We start from the raw sequence: 11,454 nt of genomic DNA, 5'->3' as shown, positions 1-11,454 counted from the left end.
CCGGGGTAAGTCCCCGGATGGGGCCTTTGTTTTCAGGTATTCCAGAAACCTGTTGGCGCGATATCGGTGCCCGATATACCGCGTGTGACGAACCGCTGGGCGCGCATATGATCCGACCAGTAATCCATCGACAGCCCGGCCTTGCGTTTCAGATGGGCCAAAAATGCGGCCGGTTCGGGCAATTGTTCCCATACTTGCGGCAAGAACAATCCCCGCCGGTTGCCATCTGACAGGATAATGCCATCCTCGAACGGGGTCAGTTTGGCAATCAGATCGGCTTCGTTTTCAAACGGAAAATCACGCGGGGGCGACAGCACCGAAATTGACAGTTCCAGATCGTCATTCAGTTCATTTTCTTGCAATTGCGGAAACCGCGGATCGCCAAATCCGGCCTTGAACGCATTTATGCAAATATCATTTGCCAGATCACGATGCGCCATCACCGATCCGATGCAGCCACGAAGCTGACCGGCTTTTTTCAGCGTTACAAAACACGCCCCCTGCGCCAAAAGGGCCGGGGAAACAGTTGATGGATCAACCTCAAGCGGCCTGCCATGCGCAATGCCGTGCAAGATGGATCGGCGCGCAAGGTCGATCATCGCGGCACCCTGATCGGTCAGAAGCTGTTCGGTCGCGCCAACAAAGCCGCCGCCAGTACTTTTGCCGGTGCTTCCGCCAGTACCCCCGGCAGGATCACCAGTGCTTGCCGAGGCATTGCCCGCCGCATTCGGATCGCGCATCTTTTCCGTTCCCGTATAAATTGCCCATGCACCATAGCCGACCACACGGGATTTATCGCCGGTCACATCGCCGGAATTGCGCATGCCAAGGGTCTTGATCCGCATGCTGCGTTTGCGCGCAGACATCAACATTCCGGCAACCGGCAACGCGCCGCAGGCATCGTTGGTATCAATGCTTTCGGCATCAAAGCGTTCGATCATCTGGCGCGTATGGTCATCCATGCGCTGTGCGGTGTCGTAATCATGGAAATGTGACAAATCCGATGAAATCACGATCAGGGTTTCCGGCCCGCCCCACAAGGCCTCGATCACTTCATGCACTTGCCGTGCGGCGCAACGGCTGACCAAAAGGGGCACAATGCCAATATCGGCATCCTCGCCAAACAGTCGTTGGATAAAGGGTAATTCAATCTCAAGCCCGTGTTCCATCCGATGCGCATCGTCAAGCACCTGAACCTGTGGCAGGGCTAGGGCCGTTTGAAGGGCGGCCAGATCACAGCGCAGATCCCCAAGTGGTGTCGCAAAGCCATCGGCCTTGGCCAGCGCAATCCCCTGAAACGCCATGCGATGCGCCGGGCCGATAATCACAATGCGTTTAACAATGCCCTTTAACGCGCGAACGGTGGCAAAGCCCAAACCCGCAATCGCGCCGGAAAACATCAATCCGGCATGGGGGACAATGATTGCCTTTGGGATTGGCGCATCACCCTTGGTCTCCGCCTCAACCGCCGCATGGATCAGCCCGTCAATCTCGCTTTGCAGCTGATCGGGCGCGGCGGGATAAAACGTTCCGGCAATGGCAGGCGGGCGGATGAGGGTCATCATTGTTCCTGTCGCGTGGCTTCCTTTGAAAAAGATAGCGATCAGGGCTACACTTTGAAAGGACAAGCTTCGAATAATGACGTCCCGTTGGGGTGATAAACGCCATGAATGTCACGACCCCGCAAATTGATACGGTTCCCGGCCGTTACTGGCATCATCTTGAGGATGGCCGTATCCAGTGCGATGTCTGCCCGCGTTTTTGCAAGTTAAACGACGGGCAGCGCGGCTTGTGCTTTGTTCGGGAGCGCGAAGGCGATCAGATGGTGTTGACCACCTGGGGTCGGTCATCGGGCTTTTGCATTGATCCGGTTGAGAAAAAGCCGCTGAACCATTTCCTGCCCGGCACCCCGATCCTGTCTTTTGGTACGGCGGGCTGTAATCTGACGTGCAAGTTTTGTCAGAATTACGAGATTTCCAAAGCCCGTGAAATGGACAAGCTTGGATCGCTTGCCACCCCGGAAATGATTGCCCAAACGGCCAAGGCCTATGGCTGTTCCGCTGTCGCATTTACCTATAACGATCCGGTGATTTTCCTTGAGTATGCGGTTGATGTGGCCCAAGCGTGCCGTGAGGCGGGTATTCGGACTGTGGCCGTGACGGCGGGCTATATCGGGGATAAGGCCCGCGAAGAGTTTTTCCGCCATATGGATGCGGCCAATGTGGACCTTAAGGGCTTTACCGAGGATTTCTATCACAAGCTGTGTTCCGCCCATTTGGCCGATGTTTTGGAAACGCTTAAATACCTGAAACATGAAACCGGGGTGTGGTTTGAACTGACCAATCTGGTGATCCCCGGCGAAAATGATGGCGACGCCGAATTCGATGAAATGACCCAATGGGTCCATGATGAACTTGGCCCCGATGTACCGATGCATTTTTCGGCCTTTCATCCCGATTGGAAAATGATGGATCACCCGCGCACCCCGCCCGCAACCCTGATCCGGGCGCGTGATATCGCGATGAAAAACGGCATTCGTTATGCCTATGTCGGCAATGTCCATGACAAGGCCGGGTCGAGTACGTTTTGCCATAACTGCGGCCACATCCTGATCGGGCGCGATTGGTATCAGTTATCGGATTGGAACCTTGATGCGCAGGGGGCCTGTACCAAGTGCGGCACCCATTGCGCGGGCGTGTTTCAACGGCACCCCGGCACATGGGGGCCAAAACGCCAGCCGGTGCGGTTGATGGTGCCAAAGACAATGCCTTGATCACCGGCGGTGCTTAAGGCGTTTTTACTGGTATTCCCATCAAAGCAGGCTAGATTGCCGCGATCTTTTATGTGCCGATTGGATCAAAACGCCGATGAAAATCCGCAAAGCACGCGCATCTGATGTCAGTGCCATTTTCGCGATCCGAAGCCGGGTGCGCGAAAACCATCTTTCCGCCGATCAACTGGCCGAACGCGGCATTACCAAAACCGCCTTTGGCAAATGGATCACGGATGGTTATGGTATTTGGGTGGCCGATATTGATGGGGCGGCGGCGGGATTTGCCATTGCCATCCCCAAGGAAGCAACCCTTTGGGCGCTGTTTGTTGACCCCGATTTTGAAGGGCGCGGGGTGGGGGCGGCATTATTGCGCGTGGCCGAGGAATGGTTGTTCGCCCAAGGCTGTGACGATATTTCGTTGACCACCGAAGCCGATCCCAAAATCCGCGCCCATGGCTTTTACGAAAGCCATGGCTGGCATTGCACGGGGGATGCCGACAAGGGTCAGATCGAATACGTTAAATCCAACCCGACCCTGTCGTTGTTTGATTTTGGCGCGTAACGGTTAACGCAGTTTACTTAACCGGAATGCCGCGGGTTTTCTTTTGGCTGGGGCCCAGCAAAACCGGGGCATAGCCGATCAAAAACGCCAGCCACCCAACCAGCCAGCACAGCGTTGCCGCCGCCAGAACCGGGATATAGGCATCGTCAAACTGCCCGATCGACAGGCGCAGCGCGGTGGAAATCCAAACCAGACCAAACGCCATATTCAGCGCAAAACTGGCGCGTAATTCGCGGCCGGTATGGCCAAGGGCAGCCCGCCCGCTAATCGCAATAATCATGCAGGCCATCGCCCCGCCGGTCAGGCCGTGCAATCCGTCACGCGGTGCCAGAACATCGGGCCAGATAAGGGCAACGCCAAGGGCGGCCAAGCCAACCGGCACCCAGAAATAGGCAAAATGCAACATCGCGACCAACGGATCGCGCAACGTATGAACCCCGCGCCAGCGCACCATGCGAATGCCATGCAGGGCGGCGGTGATCAGCAATGCCCCGCCAAAGAAAATGCCGTTGGTATCAAAAAGGCCGATCACAATGGCAAGGCCAAGAGCGGCAAGGCACAGCCCGTCAAAGCGATTAAACATCACCGGCATCGAAACATCTGGCCGTTCGCGCATCAGCCAGTTGCGCGTGAATGCCGGAATAATCCGCCCGCCGATCAGGCTGATTAAAAACACGATCAACAGGATCGCGGTTTGATAAACAGCCATCGGGTCAAGCGCGATCAGATCCAGCGAGCCGGCAATAAAAAGCCCGTCCAACGTCATGATCAGGCCCAGAATGCCAAGGATTTTAAGGTTGCGATAATTGCGGCCCAGAATAAGTTCCCGCCCGGCAATCGCAATCAGGGCCATGAAATAGCCAATCCCGCCAATGATGGCGAGACTTGCCGGTAATGCGGTGCCAAAGCCAACTGCCAGCCGGGCAATAATCCAGCATGCGGCAAGCAGCATAAGCAATTTTCCCTGAACACCGGGGCGTCCCGTCCAATTGGCAATCGCGGTTAACAAAAAACCGCCAATCGCCGCCCCGCCAAAACCGAAAATCATTTCATGGGCATGCCAAAGCGATGCTGTGCCAAGTGACGGTGTCGGAACACCATGCGCCACCCCGGCCACCCACCACACAACGGCGACCACGGCAGTCAACCCGGCAAACAGAAACATCGGACGAAAGGCGCCGCTCCAGAACGGATGCGGGGCAGGGGCGGGTTCGGAAATCGTAATCGGCGTGGTTTTGGCAGTCATGATCAACACCATGATATGAATTGGAATGCTTCCACAATAGGGGGCTTGTGCGGGCCTGCCTTGATAATGGACAACCGGTGCAAGCGGTATGCAAAAGTCACGCGGATCGTGTCAATCCAACCGGATCGTATCCGGGCTGAAAGTGTCCGTGCGGAAAGTATCCGTTAAGTCACGATGCCGCCAACCAGCAGGCCGTACTCTCTGATCTGGTCACGTGTTCCACTGTCTGGCAAGGCCGCATTGCGGCTGGGGTTTTGGTCATCAATGCCATAATTGTCCAACTGGCCGACCAATGCCATTGCGGCAAGTTCGCCCTCGGTTTTCCCCTGAACATTTGACGGGCCGTTATAAAGGCGGATCAGATTGCCGATGACAATTGTTGCAATCACGGCCCGTAAAGAGGTGAAAGACACGCCGCGATATTGTGGCGCATGCGGTGGATCATCGGCTGTTGCCACACCTGCCGCCAAGCGTTCCATCAGGGGATGTGTCCAATCACGCAATGCATTCGCCGGGGCGCTTCCTGCCCATGTTGTTACTGCCTGAACCAAGGTGTTCAGCCGCCCCTGTTCTGTTTGGTTGGTTGGTTTAAGGATATAAATCAGTGCCGTATCAGGTTTGCGATACAAACCGGGGCCACCGACTTTGAATGAAAGGACGTCCGGATCCGTGGTTCGGGCCTGCGCCAGGAACCCGTTTATCGCCGCCGGTATTTGACCCAGGGGCACATTGATTGCCAGGCGGATCGCATCGCGTTGCGCCTGAAGGCGGGGAAAGTTGAAATGATAGAAGCATCTGTAAAGCTGCGCACCGGGCAGCGACCAGAATAATTGCGGGTAATTCGCGCGATTTTGATATGTGACTTCACGAAATACATTGTCCTGAATGGTGACAGTCGTTCCATTGCCTTGCACGAACTGATTTTGGCAGGAGCCGAGTTGACCGATGACGGTGTTGATGGCGTCAAAGCCAAGGTTGTGATGTGGATTGAGGGGCATGTTTGCCGGTGTGCTGAAGGCTTGATAAAATTGACGGTAAAGATTTGTCAGAACAAGGGTGCGGTTTGGGCCGACATTTTGCAGGGCGGCTTTCATTCGCGGTAAATCGGTCGTGGGAATGCTATCCCAGACAGCCGTGGTGGCGGCTTTCAGATTGTCGAGAGCTGTCATAATGCGACCTCCTTAAATTGCAATCGGGCCCGGTGGCGTGGGATTTGGCACAAACGGGTTGCCACCAAGGGACGACAGGATGTCGCGAAGATTGGCAACCAAGCCTTTGGCAAGGGCATTTTCCTTAAGGGCCTGATTGTCCGGCACTGTCTTTGACCGGTTAAGAGGCCCCAGCTTTGACATATTCAGGTTCATGCTGATCAGATATTCCAGTGGCGTGATGAAAAGCGGCGTCATTGTGCTTTGCAAGGCGCTTGCGGCGGCAATTCTGCTTTTGTCATTGCCCAGATCAGAAAGGTTTTGCTGCAACAGATTAAGCTGCGAAAGCATTCCCTGTGCTTGTTGATCAATCGAAGGACGTTGTTCGATCAGATTGATCAACGCCAATGTTTGCGTGTGTGCGGATTGGATGGTTTGCGTGATATCTGCCATGCCGGTCTCCAGAACGTGTCACTGGTGTTTTGACGGTCTGGCGGCAACAATGTGATATTGCCAATGGCGATCACCTGTGACGATATTCTGGAAAATCATCGGACTTTTAAGATGATAAGCCTTTTCTTCGCCATATATCGCGCTAGATTAGGGAAAGCATTCATGCGCAGGCCAACATGCCGGTGCAGACCCCACCTATGCCCAACCATGACAGGAGCCTTTTTCACCATGAAGATCACGTTCTCCGATCTTGCCATTCCGACCTCGGGCGCTGTGATCGCCTTTGCCACCGACGGCGGCGATCTGATGCCCAGTGCGGTCGCACTGGACGAGGCGACCGGCGGTGCGCTGGCCAAGGCCATCAAGGGATCGACGTTTAAGGGCAAGGCGGGTCAAAGCCTGCAACTGCTGGCCCCGGCCAATGTCGATTTGTCGCGCATCATTTTGTTCGGGATCGGCAAAGAAGAAGAATTTGACGTGATCGCCGCCCAGAAACTTGGCGGCAGCGTCACGGTGCGCGCGCTTTCGACCGGTGAAAAGGATGTTGCCATCCTGTTTGATATGGAAGGCATGGCGTGCGATTTCGCCACCGGGGCGATGTTACGCGATTATCGTTTTGATAAATACCGCACCACCGAAACCAAAGAAGACAAACCGGTTTTGAAATCGCTTTCGATTGCTGCGCGCGACCACAAGGAAGCTAAAAAACAGTTCGACAGTGCCAAAAAGGTCGTCGAAGGCGTGTTCTTTACCCGCGATCTGGTGTCTGAACCGGCCAATGTGCTTTATCCTGAAAGCTTCATGAAAGAAGTCAGCGCGCTTGAAAAACTCGGTATCGAGATCGAGGTGCTGGACGAAAAGGAAATGAAAAAGCTTGGCATGGGCGCGCTTTTGGGCGTTGCCATGGGCTCGGCGCACAAGCCTTATATCGTTGTCATGCGCTGGAACGGCGGCAAGAAAAAAGACGCACCGGTTGCCTTCGTTGGCAAGGGGGTCACCTTTGATACCGGCGGGATTTCGATCAAACCGGCCGGTGGCATGGAAGACATGAAATGGGACATGGGCGGTGCCGGTGTTGTTTCCGGTCTGATGAAGGCGCTTGCCGGGCGCAAGGCGAAATGCAATGTGGTCGGGATTATCGGCCTTGTTGAAAACATGCCGTCCAGCACGGCACAGCGCCCGGGCGATGTGGTGACCTCGATGTCAGGTCAGACGATTGAAGTTATCAATACCGACGCCGAAGGCCGGCTTGTTTTGTGTGATGCGCTGACATATGTGCAGGAAAAATACGATCCGAAACTGATCGTTGATCTGGCAACCCTGACCGGGGCAATCATCATCGCCCTTGGTCATGAAAATGCCGGTCTGTTTTCCAATAATGATGATCTGGCGACCCAGATTACCACGGCGGGCCTGGCGGTGAATGAAACCGTTTGGCGTCTGCCGCTGTCATCGGCTTATGACAAACAGATCAAATCCGACATTGCCGATATGAAAAACGTTGGCGGTCGTCCGGCCGGTTCGATCACCGCGGCCCAGTTCCTGAAACGCTTTATCACCAAAGATCGCCCCTGGGCGCATCTTGATATCGCGGCAATGGCGTGGTCGTCAGCAGATAGCGAAGTCGTCCCCAAAGGCGGTACCGGCTATGGCGTGCGCCTGCTCGATCGTTTTGTTGCCGACAATCACGAAGCCTGATCCCCGGGGCTTTTGATCAAATAAATGCGGGGCAGGGTGATGATCACCTTGCCCCGTTTTTGCATTCGCGATACTGATTTCCCTATGGCTGACATCTGGTTCTATCATCTGACCGCGTCCCCGCTGGAACGCGCATTGCCGACCCTGCTGTCCAAGACGTTGGAGCGGGAAAAGCGTGCTGTTGTGATGACGGGGAACGAAGACCGGATCGAAGCGCTCAATACCTTGCTGTGGACCTATGACGCGCAAAGCTGGTTGCCGCATGGCGCCAAATCTGATGGCGATGCAGAAATGCAGCCGGTCTGGATCACGGCCGAGGATGAGAACCCCAATGGTGCGCAATTCCTGTTTCTGACCCAAGGCGCAATCAGCGACAAGATTGCGGATTACGAACGAGTGATCATGCTGTTTGATGATCGAGATACGCAAGCGGTGGCCGATGCGCGCACCCGCTGGAAAAACTGGAAAGACGCCGGGCACAAGCTGTCTTATTGGCAGCAAACCCCGCAAGGATCGTGGGACAAAAAGGCCGAAAGCTGAGTCCGATCAGGGTTGCTTGTCGGTACTTGTGGAATTTGTTGTGCTTGTCGAACCTGTTGCGCTTGCCTCATCGGTTACATCCTCAAACAAAATCCCGACCAATGCCTTGGTCACGTCATTCTGGGTTAATTTCCCGTCTGCCATTTCATTGATCGCCGGGAAACTGTCGGCGGACAGGTCAAACAGCTTTGACTGGATTTCCGATGCCCGCACCGGCCAGTCCGGATCAATTTGCGCCAGCCCCAGCAACATCGCACGCGCCATCTGATCGGCATTGCCGCTTTTGATCGCGTCTTGCACTTGCGGGATTTGTTTGGCCTGGGATACGGCCGTATCAAGCGTTGCCAGTAAATCGGCCAGGTCCTTTGCCTGAATCTGAATATCGGTAACCGGATAATTCTGTCCGATGTCACGTAACGGGGCGACGGCGGCAGATGTGCCATAGCTTGACAGATATGAAATTGCCCCGCCCAGTTGCCAGCTTTCCCATTTTTTCCAACTTCCCTTGCCAAGGTCTTCGATCATCGGCGTGGCGATGGTGCCCTGATAACGGCAAAATATTTGACCAACCTCGTTTGAAGTTGGTTTGGCGGCAACATCTTGCGCCCGGTCTTTGACCAGTTTGTCGATGTCGGTCAGGGCCTGTTGATAATCGGTTTGCGCCGTCATCATTCTTCTCCTTGCAAATCATTGACAGCATCAACCGTCAAGCGCCGTCCACCAGTTGTTAAAGCGTGCATTGCCAAAGGCTACCTGACCATTAAAGGGCGCGCGTGTTTCATTGGTGCCGCAATGAATTTCGCCATGATGGGCGTGATAGTAATCCCAATCGTCGATAAAATCGCAAGTAAGGCCGTTACCAAGATTGGCGATCTGTTGCTGAAGGTCGTCTTCGAACAGGTCATAACCATTATTGGCAACCGTATTATCGATAACCCAAGGCCCAAACGGCTTGGGAATAAATAAATGATTATTGCCGGAAAACAGATTGGGCATGTCGCCCGTCAGGGCAGAACAGCGAAATCCGCTGTTCCTGCCGGGATAGATATTGAAACCGCCATCGGCACCATTCGTCCAGAAATCGATCTTGTCAGTCAGTCCAAATGCACCATCAATACGGATTTCGGGGATGAAGATCACCGGGACTTTGATGATGTCGGCATTGCCAAGGTCAAAGGCGCCTTTCATCTTATCGACATTGTCGGTGATGACTTTTTCTATCCCGTTGATATTCCAAGTCCGCAGTTGTTGGTAGGTATACTCGCGATAGCCATCAAAGTTTAACCATTTGGTCTGCGCTTGCCCGTTACCAAGAAAGTCGGTGATGGTCGCCGAGGCATCCGCTGTTCCTTGGGCAGGAAATCCGGCAAAATTGGGAGTGAGATTGCCCGGTGATTGTGGTGGACGGGCAAGCAATGTGGCATTGCCATGAGCGACTTGATTGTCGCGCAGTATTTGATAGGCCCTTGCCGGACTTGCAACCAACAGCTTCCATCTTTTGAAAGGATTTCCCGGGTTGTTGGCTTTGACGAATGTCATCATCTCATCGACATGGCCGACCCTTAGCCAATCGGCATTAAGGACGATTGGGGCTTGCATGTTTTGGGCGGCAAGAAACTGACGGCTGCTGTTATCAAGGGTGCTTTCGCGGTGGTGGCCGTAATAAATGCGCCCGAAACGGTAATCGGTTGTGCCGATCAAGTGGGATTTCCGTACGGGCGGTGTGACACTGATATTGCCACCGGAATTGCCATCATTGATGGCATCGGCGCTGCCTGCGGCGGGATAAAAGATGCCGATATCGCGATCCAGCAATGTTTGGTAGACCCAGTTTTGCAGGTGGTGCCAGCGATGAGCTTTCATAAAGACGTCTTTGCGTTCTATATCGCCGCCATTACCAGGCCATGAACTGTAACCAGATACCATGGTATCGCGTAGCCATTGATCCGGTGTTGCTGTTGGCAATCCAGGTTGGCCTGCTGCTGTAAAGTTGTTCCATGCATTGCCGTTGAGATAGGGGATATTGGTTTGCGCAGCCGTGTCGGGTGTTGCCAGCGTTAATGGATTATAAGGGTTTGCATCGGCGGCAACAGCATTACCAAGGTCTGTTCGAAATTGATTGTTGTTACCTTGTTCGACATAAATACCTGTCACGGTTTGTTGGTGATGATTTGCAATCCAGCGTGCTGCCATCACGTGCTCAATAAAATAGTAGGCTGCGGTATTGAGGCCAGCGACTTCGGGCTGAACAACCAAAAGACCGATGATGGCACGGCCGCTTTCAAACCCCTGACCAGCAAAACGCACAGCTTCGATGCCATAGGTCTTTTCTGCGCCGACAATGGCCTTATCTTGTGGAATCTCGGTCGCGACGGTTTCCGGGCCAAGAATTTCGGCACTATTATTGGCGATGCCATCAAATATGCGGAAATGGCGGCTGGCAGGCGCCTCGCCTTGTCCGGCAGGGCTGATTCTGAGTCGCAAACCCCATCCGGGTGGAGTGTCCGCCGGTGGGCCGAAGGATTGCCGGGTGATTTTCAGGTGCGCTACGCCGCTATTAAGGTCGTTATCACCATTGACGTGATTGTCCTGATTGTCGGTATAACCCGCGCCGGTATTGCCGCCGTCCTGATTGCAATTGACGGGAATGATGGCGCCCATGCCATTGGGCCCAAAGCTGATATTTTCCGGTGTTCTGCTATTTCGCGCACCGACTGCCAGGTCGACGGTGCCGTTGCGATCCCGGTCGGTGTGCAGGCTATAGAAGATCACGCTGAGATCTTTGGCGTTGGTTGCATCGCCTGCGACATTGATATTGGCCTCGTTGATTGGCGCAAACCCTGCCCCGGTGATCCTTAAATTCCAAGTGCCATTGGCGATGGTAAAGGTACGTGCCTTGGTTCTGGCCTGCGGTGTAAATGTTAGTTCCTGCGTTTGTTGAGTGTGAGCCGCCGAGGTCAATGAAACCCTGACGCGACTGAATGGATAGTTGCCGATGGGGGCGGTGAGCTGGACGGTGTAATTTGGCATGGCG

10 protein-coding genes are annotated in these 11,454 nt (G+C 54.4%); 4 read left to right on the top strand and 6 right to left on the bottom strand.

The features are described 5' to 3' along the window. Nucleotides 1–32: 32 nt before the first annotated feature. Complete coding sequence (gene amrB / locus TALK_RS10800; protein ID WP_085618684.1) at nt 33–1,562, bottom strand: AmmeMemoRadiSam system protein B; 1,530 nt, start codon at nt 1,560–1,562, stop codon at nt 33–35. 104 nt (nt 1,563–1,666) lie between these two features. Here amrB and amrS point away from each other — a divergent pair, with 104 nt between their 5' ends. Both amrS and TALK_RS10790 read left to right on the top strand, forming a co-directional pair. Continuing rightward, nucleotides 1,667–2,773, top strand: coding sequence for an AmmeMemoRadiSam system radical SAM enzyme (gene amrS / locus TALK_RS10795; protein WP_085618682.1), 1,107 nt, complete (start codon nt 1,667–1,669; stop codon nt 2,771–2,773). A 94-nt stretch (nt 2,774–2,867) separates the two neighbouring features. After that, nucleotides 2,868–3,335, top strand: coding sequence for a GNAT family N-acetyltransferase (locus tag TALK_RS10790; protein WP_085618680.1), 468 nt, complete (start codon nt 2,868–2,870; stop codon nt 3,333–3,335). 13 nt (nt 3,336–3,348) lie between these two features. On the opposite strand, the gene TALK_RS10785 is transcribed toward TALK_RS10790, so the two are convergent. From TALK_RS10785 to TALK_RS10775, 3 genes are all read right to left on the bottom strand, one after another. Next, nucleotides 3,349–4,581 (bottom strand): NnrS family protein, encoded by a 1,233-nt coding sequence (locus TALK_RS10785; protein ID WP_245829835.1) that lies wholly within the window; start codon nt 4,579–4,581, stop codon nt 3,349–3,351. 164 nt (nt 4,582–4,745) lie between these two features. Further along, nucleotides 4,746–5,750, bottom strand: coding sequence for a hypothetical protein (locus tag TALK_RS10780; protein WP_085618679.1), 1,005 nt, complete (start codon nt 5,748–5,750; stop codon nt 4,746–4,748). Nucleotides 5,751–5,762: 12 nt separating this feature from the next. Then, the gene (locus TALK_RS10775; protein ID WP_085618677.1) at nt 5,763–6,182 is read right to left on the bottom strand and encodes a hypothetical protein; all 420 of its coding nucleotides are present in this window, start codon (nt 6,180–6,182) and stop codon (nt 5,763–5,765) included. A 228-nt stretch (nt 6,183–6,410) separates the two neighbouring features. Between TALK_RS10775 and TALK_RS10770 the strand changes: the two genes are divergently transcribed. Beyond that, nucleotides 6,411–7,880 (top strand): leucyl aminopeptidase, encoded by a 1,470-nt coding sequence (locus TALK_RS10770; RefSeq protein WP_085618675.1) that lies wholly within the window; start codon nt 6,411–6,413, stop codon nt 7,878–7,880. A 39-nt stretch (nt 7,881–7,919) separates the two neighbouring features. Next, the gene (locus TALK_RS10765) at nt 7,920–8,420 is read left to right on the top strand and encodes a DNA polymerase III subunit chi (protein WP_425444024.1); all 501 of its coding nucleotides are present in this window, start codon (nt 7,920–7,922) and stop codon (nt 8,418–8,420) included. Nucleotides 8,421–8,426: 6 nt separating this feature from the next. Here TALK_RS10765 and TALK_RS10760 read toward each other — a convergent pair whose 3' ends face one another. Together TALK_RS10760 and TALK_RS10755 are read right to left on the bottom strand one after the other, a co-directional pair. Further along, nucleotides 8,427–9,089: a hypothetical protein gene (locus tag TALK_RS10760; RefSeq protein WP_211274803.1), complete on the bottom strand. Its 663-nt coding sequence runs from the start codon at nt 9,087–9,089 to the stop codon at nt 8,427–8,429. Nucleotides 9,090–9,119: 30 nt separating this feature from the next. Next, nucleotides 9,120–11,450: a protein-arginine deiminase family protein gene (locus TALK_RS10755; RefSeq protein ID WP_085618673.1), complete on the bottom strand. Its 2,331-nt coding sequence runs from the start codon at nt 11,448–11,450 to the stop codon at nt 9,120–9,122. Nucleotides 11,451–11,454 lie beyond the last annotated feature (4 nt).

It is taken from the genome of Thalassospira alkalitolerans (genome assembly GCF_002115745.1).
Taxonomy (GTDB): Bacteria; Pseudomonadota; Alphaproteobacteria; order Rhodospirillales; family Thalassospiraceae; genus Thalassospira; species Thalassospira alkalitolerans.
The sequence above is the reverse complement of the archived record's forward strand: the minus strand, read 5'-3'. Positions and strand labels throughout refer to the sequence as shown.